General features: G+C 60.2%; 16 protein-coding genes. 10 read left to right on the forward strand and 6 right to left on the reverse strand.

Annotation, left to right across the window (positions count from 1 at the left end; translation table 11 throughout):
* Positions 1-59 precede the first annotated feature (59 nt).
* The 3 genes from AC6I7Z_RS16475 to lptF form a co-directional block, all read right to left on the reverse strand.
* On the reverse strand, positions 60-941 hold the full coding sequence (locus AC6I7Z_RS16475) for an Rpn family recombination-promoting nuclease/putative transposase (RefSeq protein WP_497814990.1): 882 nt from the start codon (positions 939-941) through the stop codon (positions 60-62).
* A gap of 154 nt (positions 942-1,095) precedes the next feature.
* Positions 1,096-2,172, reverse strand: coding sequence for an LPS export ABC transporter permease LptG (gene lptG, locus AC6I7Z_RS16480; protein ID WP_497814991.1), 1,077 nt, complete (start codon positions 2,170-2,172; stop codon positions 1,096-1,098).
* A complete protein-coding gene (gene lptF, locus AC6I7Z_RS16485; RefSeq protein ID WP_497814992.1) occupies positions 2,172-3,272 on the reverse strand; it encodes an LPS export ABC transporter permease LptF in 1,101 nt (366 codons plus the stop codon). Before lptF ends, lptG begins: the two co-directional genes overlap by 1 nt.
* A 258-nt stretch (positions 3,273-3,530) precedes the next feature.
* Here lptF and pepA point away from each other — a divergent pair, with 258 nt between their 5' ends.
* The 4 genes from pepA (at position 3,531) to AC6I7Z_RS16505 (ending at position 9,074) form a co-directional block, all read left to right on the forward strand.
* Entirely contained in the window at positions 3,531-5,042 is a 1,512-nt protein-coding gene (gene pepA, locus AC6I7Z_RS16490; RefSeq protein ID WP_033749345.1) for a leucyl aminopeptidase, read from the forward strand.
* Between the two features lie 135 nt (positions 5,043-5,177).
* Positions 5,178-5,636 (forward strand): DNA polymerase III subunit chi, encoded by a 459-nt coding sequence (locus AC6I7Z_RS16495; protein ID WP_497814993.1) that lies wholly within the window; start codon positions 5,178-5,180, stop codon positions 5,634-5,636.
* Positions 5,637-5,641: 5 nt separating this feature from the next.
* Positions 5,642-8,497 (forward strand): valine--tRNA ligase, encoded by a 2,856-nt coding sequence (locus AC6I7Z_RS16500; protein ID WP_497814994.1) that lies wholly within the window; start codon positions 5,642-5,644, stop codon positions 8,495-8,497.
* 70 nt (positions 8,498-8,567) lie between these two features.
* Entirely contained in the window at positions 8,568-9,074 is a 507-nt protein-coding gene (locus AC6I7Z_RS16505) for a GNAT family N-acetyltransferase (protein WP_497814995.1), read from the forward strand.
* A 14-nt stretch (positions 9,075-9,088) separates the two neighbouring features.
* Here AC6I7Z_RS16505 and miaE read toward each other — a convergent pair whose 3' ends face one another.
* Positions 9,089-9,850, reverse strand: a complete 762-nt coding sequence (gene miaE, locus AC6I7Z_RS16510) for a tRNA isopentenyl-2-thiomethyl-A-37 hydroxylase MiaE (RefSeq protein ID WP_497814996.1) — start codon at positions 9,848-9,850, stop codon at positions 9,089-9,091.
* A 56-nt stretch (positions 9,851-9,906) separates the two neighbouring features.
* Positions 9,907-10,335 carry a ribonuclease E inhibitor RraB gene (rraB, locus tag AC6I7Z_RS16515; RefSeq protein ID WP_048781961.1) on the reverse strand — a complete coding sequence of 143 codons (429 nt, stop codon included), beginning with the start codon at positions 10,333-10,335 and terminating at the stop codon, positions 9,907-9,909.
* A 163-nt stretch (positions 10,336-10,498) separates the two neighbouring features.
* Here rraB and argF point away from each other — a divergent pair, with 163 nt between their 5' ends.
* The 6 genes from argF (at position 10,499) to nrdG (ending at position 16,424) form a co-directional block, all read left to right on the forward strand.
* A complete protein-coding gene (gene argF, locus AC6I7Z_RS16520; protein WP_497814997.1) occupies positions 10,499-11,506 on the forward strand; it encodes an ornithine carbamoyltransferase in 1,008 nt (335 codons plus the stop codon).
* Positions 11,507-11,741: 235 nt separating this feature from the next.
* Entirely contained in the window at positions 11,742-12,677 is a 936-nt protein-coding gene (gene pyrB, locus AC6I7Z_RS16525) for an aspartate carbamoyltransferase (RefSeq protein ID WP_033793363.1), read from the forward strand.
* Between the two features lie 12 nt (positions 12,678-12,689).
* Positions 12,690-13,154, forward strand: a complete 465-nt coding sequence (pyrI, locus tag AC6I7Z_RS16530) for an aspartate carbamoyltransferase regulatory subunit (RefSeq protein ID WP_033749334.1) — start codon at positions 12,690-12,692, stop codon at positions 13,152-13,154.
* 82 nt (positions 13,155-13,236) lie between these two features.
* The gene (gene ridA / locus AC6I7Z_RS16535) at positions 13,237-13,623 is read left to right on the forward strand and encodes a 2-iminobutanoate/2-iminopropanoate deaminase (protein ID WP_313383267.1); all 387 of its coding nucleotides are present in this window, start codon (positions 13,237-13,239) and stop codon (positions 13,621-13,623) included.
* A 186-nt stretch (positions 13,624-13,809) separates the two neighbouring features.
* Positions 13,810-15,948, forward strand: coding sequence for an anaerobic ribonucleoside-triphosphate reductase (gene nrdD, locus AC6I7Z_RS16540; RefSeq protein WP_497814998.1), 2,139 nt, complete (start codon positions 13,810-13,812; stop codon positions 15,946-15,948).
* Positions 15,945-16,424 (forward strand): anaerobic ribonucleoside-triphosphate reductase-activating protein, encoded by a 480-nt coding sequence (nrdG, locus tag AC6I7Z_RS16545; protein ID WP_048781975.1) that lies wholly within the window; start codon positions 15,945-15,947, stop codon positions 16,422-16,424. Before nrdD ends, nrdG begins: the two co-directional genes overlap by 4 nt.
* Here nrdG and AC6I7Z_RS16550 read toward each other — a convergent pair.
* Positions 16,421-17,047, reverse strand: a complete 627-nt coding sequence (locus tag AC6I7Z_RS16550; RefSeq protein WP_497814999.1) for an NAD(P)H-binding protein — start codon at positions 17,045-17,047, stop codon at positions 16,421-16,423. The genes nrdG and AC6I7Z_RS16550 overlap by 4 nt on opposite strands.
* Positions 17,048-17,177 lie beyond the last annotated feature (130 nt).

Consider the following 17,177-nt stretch of genomic DNA (forward strand, 5'->3'; position numbering starts at 1 on the left):
CGCTTTTTAAGGCGGGTTCTTTTATTGTGTTGATCGGTGTGGAGTACAGCTTAGGACGGTTACTGGTCGTCGAGGCGGTCTAATTCTTCTTCCGTCAGCCCGGTAGCCTGCAAGATGGTGTCGCGCGGCAGCTGCATTTTCAGCAGGCTGCGCGCGACTTCCAGTTTGCCCTTAAGCTCACCTTCCTGTCTGAGTTGTTCTGCAATCGTCATCAGTGGGACCTCATGTTGCGGCATTCGTTGCGCCAGTTCACGAACAAAGGCGCTGGCATCCGTGGTTTCGCCTGCCTGAATAATATAGTTTACCAGCGAGAGTGTTTGTGATGAAGATTTGTCCGCCTGCCAGGCTGCTACCAACAGGTCCATTATCTCTGCTAAATCGCGCTGGCGAATATGTTTTTGCAGCAGCGTCAGCGCCGCCATACGACGATGCTGCACGATTTCATCGTCAGGAATAACGGTGACGTCGACCAGCGGAAAAGCCTTGCCGTAAAGCACGGCGGCCAGCGCCGGGTCGCCGAACCCGTCCAGCCAGCAGGTTGAATATGGATAAGGACTGCGCTGACCGGCGTAAAACAGCACCGGTATCACCAGCGGCAGCCTCTTATGTCCGGCGTCGAGGTGGCGCTTCATCGCCGCCACCGCGTAGCGCAACAGCCGAAACGCCATCTGTTTATCTGGTGTCGACTGGTGCTCAATCAGCACCTGCACATAGCCGTCGTCGCCGCTGCGGGTTTTCATGCTGTAGAGCACGTCGCTGAAGTAAGGGCGCAGATCATCCTCTACGAAAGAGCCGGAGGCCAGCCTGAGCGTGCTGAGGTCGCAGAGCGCAAGGAGTTGCGGCGGCAGGTGGATTTCCATAAAGTCGCGCGCCACATCCGGCTGGCTGAGAAGCTGGCGGAAGACGGCGTCGTGCGGGGGCGGCGTACTCTTCTTCTTCATCTTTCCTGACTCTGAAAAAACCTGCGCAGAGCCTGGCATAGCTGAAAAAGCGAGTCATTAGCGATACCGGTAAAGGCTACCGGTTTTCAGTGAGTTATAAGAGAGAGGCCGCAATTTGCGGCCTCATTTTTTGCTTCTGGATTGTTGCCCGGGCTTAACGCCGCTTAACCAGCAGGAACAGGCTAATGGCGAAGAAGGCGGCGCTGGGCAGGATCGCCCCCATTATCGGCGGTAGACCGTACACCAGGCTCAGCGGCCCGAAGATCTGGTCCAGCACGTAGAACAGGAAGCCGAAGCTGATGCCCGTCACCACGCGCACGCCCATCGACACGCTGCGCAGCGGCCCGAAGATAAACGACAGCGCCATCAGCATCATTACCGCCACCGACAGCGGCTGGAAAATCTTGCTCCACATATTGAGCCGGTAGCGTCCCGACTCCTGGCCGCTCTGCGTCAGGTACTTGCTGTAGTTATAGAGGCCGCGAATCGACAGCGCGTCGGGATCGAGCGCCACCACGCCGAGCTTGTCCGGCGTCAGATTGGTTTTCCATTCGCCGCTCAGGCTCTGCGAGCCGCTAATCTGCTTCGCGTCGTTGAGATCCGACTCATCCACCTGCGCCAGATTCCAGCGCTTGTTCGCCTGGTCCCAGGTGGCGCTGGCGGCGTAGCGCACGCTCTTCAGACGACGGTCGTCGCTGAAGTTATAGATGCTGACGCCGTCGAGCTGGTTATCGCCGCGCACGCGTTCGATATAGATAAAGTTATTGCCGTCCTTCGCCCACAGGCCGTTCTGCGTCGACACCAGCGCGCCGCCGTAGAGCTGAGTCGCGCGGTAGTTGCGCGCCATCTGCTCGCCCGCCGGGGCGAGAAACTCGCCGATCGCCATGGTGAGCAGCACCAGCGGGATAGCGGTTTTCATCACCGACAGCGCCACCTGCATGCGGGTAAAGCCCGCTGCCTGCATCACCACCAGCTCGCTGCGCTGCGCCAGCGTGCCCAGGCCGAGCAGCGCGCCGAGCAGCGCCGCCATCGGGAAGAAGATCTCAATATCCTTCGGCACGCTGAGCAGCGTGTAGTAACCGGCGGCGAGCGCGGTATAGGCGCCCTGCCCGGTCTTACGCAGCTGATCGACGAACTTGATGATGCCGGAAAGCGACACCAGCATGAACAGCGTCAGCATGATGGTATTGAAAATGGTTTTACCGATATAACGGTCGAGAACGCGAAACATCAGACGGAACCTCCGCGGCTGAAGCGGGCGCGCACGCGGCGCATCGGCACCGTATCCCACAGGTTAAGCGCTACCGCCAGCAGCAGATAGCTGATATTCACCACCCACATCCAGATCGCCGGATCGAGCCGCCCTTTCGCCGCATTCGACTTCAGCGAGCTCTGCAGCAGGAAGAAGATCAGATAGAGCAGCATCGCGGGCAGCATCGACAGCACGCGGCCCTGACGCGGGTTGACCACGCTGAGCGGCACCACCATCAGCGCCATCACCAGCACCGAGAAGATCAGCGTAAAGCGCCAGTGCAGCTCGGAGCGGAACGCCGGCGTGCTGTTGCTGAGCAGCGTGGTGAGGTCGGACTGCTCGGCGTCGTTGGGATCGAGCGTCGCCTCTTTATAGCCCACGCGCGCCTGATAGTTGGTGAAGTCGGTGATACGGAAGTCGCGCAGCATCGCCGTGCCTTCGAAGCGGGTGCCTTTATCCAGCGTCACCACCTGCGAGCCGTCTTTGCGCTGCTCCATATGGCCGCTGTCCGCCAGCACGACAGACGGTCGCGCGTTGCCTTTAGCGCGCAGCTGCGCAAGGAAGACGTTGCCGAACTGGTTGCCCTTGACGTTTTCGATAAACAGCACCGAATTGCCGTCGCTGGAGCTCTGGAACTGCCCGGCCGCCAGCGCCGCCGCGCCAGGGTTGGCTTTGGCGTTTTGCGTCACCTCGTCCTGATAGCGCGAGGACCAGGGGCCGAGCCAGATAACGTTGACCGCCGCCACGACGGAGGTGAGCAGCATCAGCACCATCGCCGCCTTCACCAGCACGCTTTTGCCTAATCCGCAGGCGTGCATCACGGTGATTTCGCTGTCGGTGTAAAGCTTGCCCAGCGTCATCAGGATCGCCAGAAACAGGCTTAACGGCAGAATAAGTTGTGCCATTTCAGGCACGCCAAGCCCTAACAGAGTCAGAACGAGATTTGTTGGGATTTCGCCGTCCACCGCAGCCCCTAAAATCCGCACTAACTTCTGACAAAAGAAGATAAGCAGCAGGATGAAAAGGATAGCCAGCTGGCTTTTGAGCGTTTCCCGAACCAGATATCTAATGATGATCACGCTTAGTACGCCTGTGATAACTTGTCTTTTTGCAGGAAAATCGCTAGTTTCAACGCTTATTAGCCATTTTTCTTCATCAATGGCCTGCGTCGCAGCTAAAATGGTATGACAAACACGTCAGGGTGGTGAAAATTAACGCATTGCCACACTAAACGTAGTTCGAACGCTGATTACCAACAAAATTTTTTACCTCTGTGGTATCAAGCGGACCATTCTAGCGACAGCCGCGGCCGTTGTCTTTAAGATTCAGGAGAGTGCATGGAGTTCAGTGTAAAAAGCGGAAGCCCGGAAAAACAGCGCAGCGCCTGCATTGTTGTCGGTGTTTTCGAGCCGCGTCGTCTGTCGCCGATCGCCGAGCAGTTAGACAAAATCAGCGATGGCTACATCAGCGCCCTGCTGCGCCGCGGCGAGCTGGAAGGCAAAGTAGGCCAGACCCTGCTGCTGCATCATGTACCCAATATTCTTTCCGAGCGCATTCTGCTGATTGGCTGCGGCAAAGAGCGCGAGCTGGACGAGCGCCAGTATAAGCAGGTGATCCAGAAGACCATCAATACGCTGAACGACACCGGCTCGATGGAAGCGGTCTGCTTTCTCACCGAGCTGCATGTAAAAAGCCGCAATACCTACTGGAAAGTGCGTCAGGCGGTCGAAACCTCCAAAGAAGCGCTTTATAACTTCGACCAGCTGAAAAGCAACAAAACCGAGCCGCGCCGTCCGCTGCGCAAGCTGGTGTTCAACGTGCCGACGCGCCGCGAACTCACCAGCGGCGAGCGCGCCATCCAGCACGGTCTGGCGGTCGCCGCCGGCGTGAAGGCGGCGAAAGATCTCGGTAATATGCCGCCCAACATCTGCAATGCCGCCTACCTCGCCTCGCAGGCGCGCCAGCTGGCGGACGCCTATAGCAAAAACGTCACCACCCGCGTTATCGGCGAACAGCAGATGAAAGAGCTGGGCATGAACGCCTATCTCGCGGTCGGCGCCGGCTCGCAGAACGAGTCGCTGATGTCGGTTATCGAGTACAAGGGCAACCCGGACGCGGAAGCGCGCCCTATCGTGCTGGTGGGCAAAGGGCTGACCTTCGACTCCGGCGGCATCTCCATCAAGCCAGCGGAATCGATGGATGAGATGAAGTACGACATGTGCGGCGCGGCGTCGGTCTACGGCGTGATGCGCATGGTGGCGGAGCTGAACCTGCCGCTTAACGTGGTCGGCGTGCTGGCGGGCTGCGAAAACATGCCGGACGGCCGCGCCATGCGTCCGGGCGACGTGCTGACCACCATGTCCGGTCAGACGGTGGAAGTGCTGAATACCGATGCGGAAGGCCGTCTGGTGCTGTGCGACGCGCTGACCTACGTCGAACGCTTCGATCCGGAAGTGGTGATCGACGTGGCGACCCTGACCGGCGCCTGCGTTATCGCGCTGGGCCATCACGTCAGCGGCCTGCTGTCGAACCACAATCCGCTGGCGCACGAGCTGATCGGCGCGTCAGAGCAGTCCGGCGACCGCGCCTGGCGCCTGCCGATGGCGGACGAATATCAGGAGCAGCTGGAGTCGAACTTCGCCGATATGGCGAATATCGGCGGCCGTCCCGGCGGCGCGATCACCGCCGCCTGCTTCCTGGCGCGCTTTGCGCGTAAATATAACTGGGCGCACCTGGATATCGCCGGCACCGCCTGGCGCTCCGGCAAGGCCAAAGGCGCCACCGGTCGTCCTGTGCCGATGCTGTCGCAGTTCCTGCTGAACCGCGCCGGCCTCAACGGCGACGACTAAACCCCGCTGCGCGCCGCTCTCAGAGGCGGCGCGCATTGATTTATTCCACCGCAGACGCCATATCCATCTCATCGGGAAGTGCTACCGCGCGCCTTAGCTGGTAACATCGACACCTCTCACCCACAAGGCATTTCCATGAAAAACGCAACCTTCTACGTAATGGAAACGGACTCGCCCAGCGAAGAGCTGAGCGCCATCGAGGCGCTGGTGTGCGATCTGGCGGAAACGCGCTGGCGGGCGGGCAAACGCATTTTGATCGCCTGTGAAGACGAACAGCAGGCCATACGCCTCGACGAGGCGCTGTGGCAGCGCCCGGCCAACGCCTTCGTGCCGCATAATCTGGCGGGCGAAGGTCCGCGCTACGGCGCGCCGGTCGAACTCGCCTGGCCGCAGCGTCGCGGCAGCTCGCCGCGCGATCTGCTGATCAGCCTGCTGCCGCAGTTTGCAGATTTTGCTACTGCTTTCCATGAAGTGATAGACTTCGTACCCTACGAAGAGTCTCAGAAACAGCTGGCGCGCGACCGCTATAAAGCGTACCGCAGCGTTGGTTTCCAATTGAATACGGCCACGCCGCCACAGCCGCAAATGACATAGCAGAAATGGAAAAAACATATAACCCGCAAGACATCGAGCAGCCGCTTTACGAGCACTGGGAAGAGCAAGGCTATTTCAAGCCTAACGGCGATACCAGCCAGGAAAGCTTCTGCATAATGATCCCGCCGCCGAACGTCACCGGCAGCCTGCACATGGGTCACGCTTTCCAGCAGACCATCATGGACACCATGATCCGCTACCAGCGCATGCAGGGGAAAAACACGCTGTGGCAGGTCGGCACCGACCATGCGGGCATCGCCACCCAGATGGTGGTAGAGCGCAAGATCGCCGCCGAAGAGGGCAAAACACGCCAGGACTACGGCCGTGACGCCTTTATCGACAAAATCTGGCAGTGGAAGGCGGAATCAGGCGGCACCATTACCCGCCAGATGCGCCGCCTCGGCAACTCCGTGGACTGGGAGCGCGAGCGCTTCACCATGGACGACGGCCTCTCCAATGCGGTGAAAGAGGTGTTTGTTCGCCTGCATAAAGAGAATCTGATCTACCGCGGCAAACGCCTGGTGAACTGGGATCCGAAACTGCGCACCGCGATTTCCGATCTGGAAGTGGAAAACCGCGAGAGCAAAGGCTCGATGTGGCACATCCGCTATCCGCTGGCGGACGGCGTGAAAACCGCCGAAGGCAAAGATTATCTGGTGGTCGCCACCACGCGTCCGGAAACCCTGCTGGGCGATACCGGCGTGGCGGTCAACCCGGAAGACCCGCGCTACAAAGATCTGATCGGCAAAGAGGTGATCCTGCCGCTGGTGAACCGTCGCATTCCCATCGTGGGCGACGAGCACGCGGATATGGAAAAAGGCACCGGCTGCGTGAAAATCACGCCGGCGCACGACTTCAACGACTATGAAGTCGGTCGTCGCCACAAGCTGCCGATGATCAATATCCTGACCTTCGACGGCGATATCCGCGAGCGCGCCCAGGTGTACGACACCAACGGCGAAGTCAGCGACGCCTGCTCGGACGAGATCCCGGCGGCATTCCAGAAGATGGAGCGCTTCGCCGCGCGTAAGGCGATTGTCGCCGCCGTAGACGAACTGGGCCTGCTGGACGAGATCAAACCGCACGACCTGACCGTGCCTTACGGCGATCGCGGCGGCGTGGTTATCGAGCCGATGCTGACCGACCAGTGGTACGTGCGTACCGCACCGCTGGCGAAAGTCGCGGTCGAGGCGGTCGAGAACGGCGATATCCAGTTCGTGCCGAAGCAGTATGAAAACATGTACTTCTCCTGGATGCGCGACATTCAGGACTGGTGTATTTCGCGCCAGCTCTGGTGGGGCCACCGCATTCCGGCCTGGTACGACAACGACGGCAATGTCTATGTCGGCCGCAGCGAAGAGGAAGTGCGCAGCGAGAACAACCTGGGCGCGGACGTGGCGCTGCGTCAGGATGACGACGTACTCGACACCTGGTTCTCCTCTGGCCTGTGGACCTTCTCAACCCTCGGCTGGCCGGAGAACACCGAAGCGCTGCGTCAGTTCCACCCGACCAGCGTGCTGGTGAGCGGCTTCGACATTATCTTCTTCTGGATCGCCCGCATGATCATGCTGACCATGCACTTCCTCAAAGATGAGAACGGCAAGCCGCAGGTGCCGTTCAAGACCGTCTATATGACCGGTCTGATCCGCGATGAAGAAGGCCAGAAGATGTCGAAATCTAAAGGCAACGTTATCGATCCGCTGGATATGGTCGACGGCATCTCGCTGGAAGATCTGCTGGAAAAACGTACCGGCAACATGATGCAGCCGCAGCTGGCGGAGAAGATCCGCAAGCGCACCGAGAAGCAGTTCCCGGACGGCATCGAGCCGTCGGGCACCGACGCGCTGCGCTTTACCCTGGCGGCGCTCGCCTCGACCGGCCGCGACATCAACTGGGATATGAAGCGTCTCGAAGGCTACCGCAACTTCTGCAACAAGCTGTGGAACGCCAGCCGCTTCGTGCTGATGAACACCGAAGATCAGGATTGCGGTCAGAACGGCGGCGAAATGACGCTGTCGCTGGCGGATCGCTGGATCCTCGCCGAGTTCAACAACACGGTGAAAGCGTACCGCGAGGCGCTGGACAGCTATCGTTTCGATATCGCCGCGAATATTCTCTATGACTTCACCTGGAACCAGTTCTGCGACTGGTACCTGGAGCTGACCAAGCCGGTGATGAACAACGGCAGCGAAGCGGAGCTGCGCGGCACGCGCAACACGCTGGTGACGGTGCTGGAAGCGCTGCTGCGCCTCGCCCATCCGATCATTCCGTTTATCACCGAGACCATCTGGCAGCGCGTGAAGGTGCTGAAGAACATCAGCGACGACACCATTATGCTGCAGCCTTTCCCGCAGTACGACGCGGCGAAAGAGGATGCGGAAGCGATGGCCGATATCGAGTGGATGAAGCAGGCGATTGTCGCGGTGCGTAATATCCGCGCCGAAATGAATATCGCCCTGAGCAAACCGCTCGACGTGCTGCTGCGCGACTGTTCTCCTGCGGCGCTGCGCCGTGTGGAAGCGAACCGCACCTTCCTGTCGCGCCTGGCGCGTCTGGAAAGCCTGACCATTCTGCCAGCGGGCGAGAAAGGTCCGGTTTCGGTGACGAAAATCGTCGAAGGCGCCGAGCTGCTGATCCCGATGGCGGGCCTGGTGGACAAGGCGGCAGAGCTGGATCGTCTGGCGAAAGAGCTGGGCAAGCTCGACGTCGAGATTGAGAAGATTCAGGTTAAGCTGGCGAACGAAGGCTTCGTCTCGCGCGCGCCGGAAGCGGTGGTGGCGAAAGAGCGCGAGCGCGTCGCCGAGCTGGAGCAGTCGAAAGCGAAACTGATTGAACAGCAGGCGGTGATTGCGGCATTGTAAGCGTTTGAGTCTGACAGCGTAAAAAACGAAGCCGGGCTTGCCCGGCTTTATTATTTGATCGGAAAAGATTATGACGACTTCAGCACTGCGGCTGGCACTTAAGCTGCGCCCTATCAGCGCCGCCGACAATCCCCATATCGCCCAGGTTATCCGCACCGTCTCGGCAGAGTTCGGCCTGACCGCCGATAAAGGCTATACCGTGGCCGATCCGCAGCTCGACAGCCTGTATGAACTCTACAGCGCTGAGCACAGCGCCTACTGGATTGTGGAGCATCAGGGGAAAGTAGCGGGCGGCGGCGGCATCGCCCCGCTCGCCTGCAGCGCGCCCGATATCTGCGAGCTGCAGAAAATGTATTTCCTGCCGGAGGTGCGCGGCTTCGGCGTGGCGCGCGAGCTGGCGCTGCGCGCAATGGAGCATGCGCGCCAGCGCGGCTTCCGTCGCTGCTATCTGGAAACCACCGGCAGCCTGACGCGCGCCATTAAACTCTATGAGTCGCTGGGCTTTGAACGCATCGACGAGGCGCTCGGCTGTACCGGCCATGGCGACTGCGAATACAGAATGTTGAAGACGCTGTAAGCGCGTCTTCCCGGTCAGAAGGACGGCACGCCGCTGTGAAAACGCAGCTCCGCGTCCGGCTCGCTAATCAGCTTCGCCTCCGCTTCGCCAATCGCCCGCACGCGCGGCGCGATATCTTTCGGCGATATCTGCGCCGCCAGGGCTAAATAGTCCTGATAGTGGCGCGCTTCCGAACGCAGCAGCGAGATATAGAACTTCTCCAGCTCCGCATCCAGCCAGGGCGCCAGGCTGGCGAAGCGTTCGCAGGAGCGCGCCTCGATATAGGCGCCGCAGATCAGTTTGTCCACCAGCGTATCAGGCTCGTGCGTGGTGATCTCCCGCAGCAGCCCTTTGGCGTAGCGGCTGGAGGTGATCTTTTTATAGGGTAAACCGCGCGCCTGCATAATCTCCCATACCTGATAAAAGTGGTGCAGCTCCTCTTTAATCAGCAGCACCATCTTCTCCACCAGATCGTCCGCCCAGGGCAGCTCGTTACGCACAATGATGCTTTTAGAGAGGCTTTTATGCGCCTGGATAAACTGGCTGTCGGGGTGCTCGCGGAAAATAAAATCTTCGTAGGGCTTCAGCCAGGCGAGGATCGCCTCGCCGCTCGGCTTGTCGGCGACATACTTGCGGATCAGCCAGGTGGCGGTCTGCGCCGCTTTCAGTTCGCAAACCAGATGGTCGGTCAGCAGCAGCGTCAGGTTTTCCGGTTTGCGCGCCTCGTCGATCCAGGCTTGCGGCGTGCGGCAGAGTAGAAACTGATAGATAGGCTCAAGCAGCGGTGCGTAGTTCATATCTGTTCAAAAGGCAGGAAACGGAAAGGCGGAGCGCGCGGCTCCGCCAGGGGAAATCAGTGGCGGACGCCGGTATCTTCGTCGCCGTCGATAATGTCGCCATCTTCATCGTCATCTTCGTCTTCGGCGTCGGGATCTTCGAAGTAGGTGCCCCAGCCATCGTAGTCGACGTTGTATTTGCCCACCAGGTTGACCAGCTGCTCAACCTGCGCGTCGATCAGCTCAGGCTTCAGCGCCGACTCGCTGAGGATATCGACGCACATCACCGTGGTGCCGTCCTCCAGCTCCAGCTCTTCCGGCTCGGTCACTTCATAACCCAGCTTAAACGCGTCGACGGCCGCTTTTTCCAGCGAGTCGAAGTTGTTGCAGGAGAGATGATGTTCAATGGTATAGAGCGCATCCGGATCGCTGCCATCTTCCAGCAGCTCATCAATGATCAGGCGTGTCTCTTCACGCTGCTCTTCCAGCAATGCTTCATATGCCATGGCGAATTCCCCTCAGTGTTCGGCAATAAACAAGTATTTTCCCACACTGCCCGGCGCGCCACTACTCAAAACCGAAAGTTTCTTTACGCCGGGGTTGAAAATGAATATTCATACGTTTAGATTGAATTTTCATTCAATCAGAATGGATGCACTGGAGCCCGTTATGAGTCACCTTTTTCAACGCCACTTCCTTCGGCTGCTCGATTTTAGCCCGGCCGATATCACCTCCCTGCTCGACCTCGCCGCTGAATTAAAACGCGCTAAAAAAAACGGTAGCGAAACCCAGCGCCTGAAGGGCAAAAACATCGCGCTCATCTTCGAAAAAGACTCGACCCGCACCCGATGCTCTTTCGAAGTTGCCGCATACGATCAGGGCGCTAATGTCACTTATCTCGGCCCGAGCGGCAGCCAAATCGGCCACAAAGAGTCGATGAGGGATACCGCCCGCGTGCTGGGCCGCATGTATGACGGCATCCAGTACCGCGGCTACGGCCAGGCGCTGGTGGAGACGCTGGCGGAATTCGCCGGCGTGCCGGTGTGGAACGGCCTTACTACCGAGTTTCACCCTACCCAGCTGCTGGCGGATCTGCTCACCATGCAGGAGCATCTGCCGGGCAAGGCGCTGAGCGAGATGACGCTGGTCTACGTCGGCGACGCCCGCAACAACATGGGCAACAGCATGCTGGAAGCGGCGGCGGTAACCGGCCTGGATCTGCGCCTGGTCGCGCCGAAGGGCTGCTGGCCGGAAGCGGATCTGGTCGAAACCTGCCGCCAGGCGGCGCAGCAAACCGGCGGCAGCATCACCCTGACCGAAGATATCGCCGCAGGCGTCAAGGGCGCGGACTTTATCTATACCGACGTCTGGGTGTCGATGGGCGAGGCGAAAGCGGTATGGGAAGAGCGCATCGCGCTGCTGCGCGACTATCAGGTCAATCAGGCGATGCTGCAGCTGACCGGCAACCCGCAGGTGAAGTTCCTGCACTGTCTGCCAGCGTTTCATGACGATCAGACCACGCTGGGCCGTCAGATGGCTGAACAGTATGGCCTGCACGGCGGCATGGAGGTGAGCGACGAGGTGTTTGAGTCGGAGCACAGTATCGTATTCGACCAGGCGGAAAACCGCATGCATACCATTAAAGCGGTCATGGTGGCGACGCTGAGCCAGGCGTAGCCGCTCAGCCAGCCGCTCCGCAAACGTTTTCCCTTGATGCAAAACGCCGGACGGGTATAATGCGCCCCAATTTGCCGGAGGAAGCATGCAACAGCGCAGCGCACACATTCACGCGACATCACGCCTGAACGCAGGCGGCGCCCCTGTTTTTTCCGTCATCAACCCGATCGTAGAAAAAGCCCCTTAAGCAGGGGCTTTTTTTTGTCCGCAATTCGGCAGCGCAGAGAGGCGAACTATGGCTAACCCGTTATATCGCAAACATATTATATCTATTAACGATCTCAGTCGCGACGAACTGGAGCTTGTGCTGCACACCGCCGCGCGGCTGAAAGCCAACCCGCAGCCGGAGCTGCTGAAGCACAAGGTCATCGCCAGCTGCTTCTTTGAAGCCTCGACGCGCACGCGCCTGTCGTTTGAAACGGCGATGCACCGGCTGGGCGCGTCGGTGGTGGGCTTCGCCGACGGCAGCAATACCTCGCTCGGCAAAAAGGGCGAAACCCTGGCGGATACCATTTCCGTTATCGGCACCTACGTCGACGCCATCGTGATGCGTCATCCGCAGGAGGGCGCGGCGCGGCTCGCCACGGAATTTTCCGGCGGCGTGCCGATCCTTAACGCCGGGGACGGCGCCAATCAGCATCCGACCCAGACGCTGCTGGATCTCTTTACCATTCTTGAGACGCAGAGCCGCCTGGACAATCTGAGCATCGCCATGGTCGGCGACCTGAAATATGGCCGCACGGTGCACTCCCTGACGCAGGCGCTGGCGAAGTTCGACGGCAACCGCTTCTACTTTATCGCGCCCGACGCGCTGGCGATGCCGGCCTATATCACCGATACGCTGGATGAGCGCGGCATCGTCTGGTCGCGTCACGACAGCATCGAAGCGGTGATCCCGCACGCCGATATTCTCTATATGACCCGCGTGCAGAAAGAGCGTCTCGACCCGTCGGAATACGCCAACGTCAAGGCGCAGTTTATTCTGCGCGCGGCGGATCTGGCCGGCGCACGCGACAATATGAAAGTGCTGCATCCGCTGCCGCGCGTTGACGAGATCGCCACCGATGTGGATAAAACGCCCTACGCCTGGTATTTCCAGCAGGCAGGCAACGGCATCTTCGCGCGTCAGGCTCTGCTGGCGCTGGTACTCAACAGCGAACAGGATCTGTAAGGAGCAATCGCCATGACACACGACAACAAACTGCAGGTAGAAGCGATCAAGCGCGGCACGGTCATCGACCATATTCCGGCGCAGGTCGGGTTTAAGCTGCTGTCGCTGTTTCGCCTCACCGAAACCGACCAGCGCATCACCATCGGCCTTAACCTGCCTTCGGGCGAGCTTGGGCGCAAAGATCTGATCAAGATCGAGAACACCTTTCTTACCGAGGATCAGATCAACCAGCTGGCGGTCTATGCGCCGCACGCCACGGTGAACCGCATCGACGACTATGAAGTGGTCGCGAAAATCGCGCCGACGCTGCCGGAGCGCATCGAACGCGTGCTGACCTGTCCCAATGGCAACTGCATCAGCCGCAGCGAGCCGGTTTTCTCCAGCTTTGCGGTGAAAAAGCGCGATGCCGAGGTGCTGCTGACCTGCAAATATTGCGAGAAAGCTTTTGCGCACCACGTGGTGCTCGGTCACTGGTAATCGCCCTGCTCGTCCCTATAATGGGGCGATGTTTCTCGCCAGCGGTGGTCTGCCGCCGCTGCGTCACTCTTAAGGAGCAAGTATGTCTCGCGAAATCAGTACGGAAAAAGCGCCAGCGGCGATCGGTCCCTATGTGCAGGGCGTGGATCTGGGCAATATGATCATCACCTCTGGCCAGATCCCGGTCGATCCGGCGACCGGCGCGGTGCCGGACGCGATCGACGCTCAGGCGCGTCAGTCGCTGGAAAATGTGAAAGCGATCGTCGAAGCGGCTGGCCTGCAGGTCGGCGACATCGTGAAAACCACAGTGTTCGTCAAAGACCTTAACGACTTCGCTACCGTCAACGCCACCTATGAAGCCTTCTTCGCCGAGCATAACGCCAGCTTCCCGGCGCGCTCCTGCGTGGAAGTGGCGCGTCTGCCGAAAGACGTGAAGATCGAGATCGAAGCGATCGCTCTGCGCCGCTAAGGATCCGCTGCGCGCTGCGCCTGCAGCGCGCATCGCTTTTCCCCTCTTTTTTCTCTTCTGCACGACTTTGCGCCACGACCCCATCTTCTTTGTTTCAGGTCAAAACCTCGGCGATTATATTCTCCTGACGTCCATATATAGTGGCTAGAATCTTCCGCAGCACAACATGTAGCGGATGGAGAGAGCATGGCAAAGGTAGTGGTGAAGCGCGACGGCTGTCGCTCAGAGTTTGACCCAGCAAGGATCGAGGCGGCGGTGGCCGCGGCGGCGCGCGCGGCGCAGGTCGAGGACGCGTCCTGGTGCGCGACGGTGGCTCAGCGCGTCAGCGAGAAGCTGGCCGATCGCGCTGAAGTGGATATCCGCGATATTCAATTCGCGGTCGAAGAGACGCTGATGTGCGGCCCCTGGCCGCAGCTGGCGCGCGCCTATATCGAATATCGTCACGATCGCGACGTGGCGCGCGAGCAACGCGGCAAGCTGCACCACGCCATTCGCGGCCTGGTCGATCAGACCAACGCCGCGCTGCTGAACGAAAACGCCAACAAAGACAGCAAGGTGATCCCGACGCAGCGCGACCTGCTGGCGGGCATCGTCGCGAAACACTATGCGCAGCAGCAGCTGTTGCCGCGCGACGTGGTGCAGGCGCACGAGCGCGGCGAGATCCACTATCACGATCTCGACTACTCCCCGTTTTTCCCCATGTTCAACTGTATGCTGATCGATCTGAAAGGCATGCTCACCAACGGCTTCAAAATGGGCAATGCCGAGATCGAGCCGCCGAAGTCGATCGCCACCGCCACGGCGGTCACCGCGCAAATTATCGCGCAGGTCGCCAGCCATATTTACGGCGGCACCACCATCAACCGCATCGACGAGGTGCTGGCGCCCTTTGTGCAGCTCAGCATGGAAAAGCATCGCGCTATCGCCGCCGAATGGCAGATTGCCGACGTCGAGGCCTATGCGCGGGCGCGCACCGAGAAAGAGTGCTACGACGCCTTCCAGTCGCTGGAGTACGAGGTCAACACGCTGCACACCGCCAACGGCCAGACGCCGTTCGTCACCTTCGGCTTCGGACTCGGCACCAGCTGGGCGGCGCGCCTTATCCAGCAGTCGATCCTGCGCAACCGCATCGCCGGACTGGGCAAAAACCACAAGACCGCCGTCTTTCCCAAGCTGGTATTCGCGATCCGCGAAGGGCTCAATCGCCGTCCGGGCGATATCAACTACGATATCAAACAGCTGGCGCTGGAGTGCGCCAGCAAGCGCATGTATCCCGATATTCTTAACTACGATCAGGTAGTCAAAGTCACCGGCTCCTTTAAAACGCCGATGGGCTGCCGCAGCTTTCTCGGCGTCTATGAGGAAAACGGCGTCGAAATTCACGACGGCCGCAACAATCTGGGGGTCATCAGCCTTAACCTGCCGCGCATCGCGCTGGAGGCGCAGGGCGACGAGGCGCGCTTCTGGACGCTGCTCGACGAGCGGCTGGCGCTGGCGAAGCGCGCGCTGATGACGCGTATCGCCCGCCTGGAAAAAACCAAAGCGCGCGTGGCGCCAATCCTCTACATGGAGGGCGCCTGCGGCGTACGGCTTAACGCCGATGACGAGGTGGGGCCGATTTTCCGCAACGGGCGCGCCTCGCTGTCGCTGGGCTATATCGGCCTGCATGAAACCCTGAACGCGCTGAGCGGCGGCGCGCGCCATCCCTATGACGATCCCGCGCTGCGCGCCAAAGGGATCGAGATTGTCTCGCGCCTGCGCGCCGCGACCGACGCCTGGAAGGCTGAAACCGGCTACGGCTTCAGCCTCTACAGCACGCCGAGCGAAAATCTCTGCGACCGCTTCTGCCGCCTCGACGCCGCGCAGTTCGGCGTGGTGCCTGGCGTCACCGATAAAGGCTACTACACCAACAGCTTTCACCTCGACGTCGAGAAGAAGGTCAACCCTTACGACAAGATCGACTTTGAAGCGCCCTACCCGCCGCTGGCGAACGGCGGCTTCATCTGTTACGGCGAATACCCCAACGTGCAGCATAACCTCAAGGCGCTCGAGGATGTATGGGACTACAGCTACGATCGCGTGCCCTATTACGGCACCAATACGCCGATCGACGAATGCTATGAGTGCGGCTTTACCGGCGAGTTCAGCTGCACCAGCCGCGGCTTTACCTGCCCGAACTGCGGCAATCACGATCCGGCGCGCGTGTCGGTAACGCGCCGCGTCTGCGGCTATCTCGGCAGTCCCGACGCGCGCCCGTTCAACGCCGGCAAGCAGGAAGAGGTGCAGCGACGCGTTAAACATCTGGAGAGCGGCCCCCTGGGATGATGCATTTTCATCGCTACTACGATGTCGATATCGTTAACGGCCCCGGCACGCGCTGCACGCTGTTCGTGGCCGGATGCGAGCATCAGTGCCGCGGTTGCTATAACCAGAGCACCTGGCGGCTCGACTCCGGCACGCCTTTCACCCTGGAGCACGAGGAGCGCCTGATCGCCGACCTGCAGGACAGGCGCATCCGGCGTCAGGGGCTGTCGCTGAGCGGCGGCGATCCGCTGCATCCGCACAACGTGCCGCACATCCGTCGGCTGGTGAAACGCGTGCGCGCCGAGTGTCCCGGAAAAGATATCTGGCTCTGGACCGGCTATCAGCGCGCCGAGCTTAGCTGCGCCCAGCGCGAGGTGCTGAGCTATATCGACGTGCTGATTGACGGGCGCTTCGTCGAGGCGGAAAAAGAGGCGACGCTGCTGTGGCGCGGCAGCCGCAATCAGATTATCTGGGATCTGAGCAAAGAGCGCGGCTAACGCGGGATCTGCCCCGACTCGATAATCTCGACGCTAGCGCCAGCTGGCTGAAAGGCGCAGGCGTGCATGCATTTCGCCACCGCCAGCGCAGAGACCGAACGCCAGTTGCCGGGCAGCACGCTAAACAGCGGCGCCATCAGGCTTTCGCCGGTACGTTTGCGCGTGCGCTCGCCCAGCAGCAGCGAAGGCCGCACCAGCGTCAGGCGCGGCCAGCCCTGATGACGCAGCGCCGTCTCCATCTCGCCTTTAACCCGGTTATAGAAAAAAGGCGAATGGCGATTCGCGCCGTGCGCGCTGACCGCCACCATCTGCTTCGCCCCCAGCCGCAGCCCGTTCAGGCCGGTATCCACCACCAGCGTATAGTCGACGTGCAGAAACGCCGCTTTGCTGCCCGCCGCTTTGCGCGTGGTGCCGAGACAGCAAAATACGCTGTCGATGGCAACGTTGAGCGGGCGCAGCACGTCGGTCAGGTCAGCCTCCACCAGATTCACCACCTTATTCATCGGCGGCAGCGGACGACGCGTCGGCGCGATGATTTCGTCGACGCGCGCATCCGCCACCAGCAGGCGCAGCAGATGCGCGCCCACCAGGCCCGTCGCGCCGGTTATCAATACACGATGCATCTCGCCTCCCGCTAACCTGTTGCCATTACTCTGAAATATAGTCAGCTTTCGCCGTCTGGCTTGCATTTTTAGCACAAACAACCAGGCTTAACCTGTTCATCAGGAGAGCGCATCGTGCGCAAACCATCAT

The organism is Pantoea sp. X-Soil-MYKO-1289 (genome assembly GCF_059730625.1).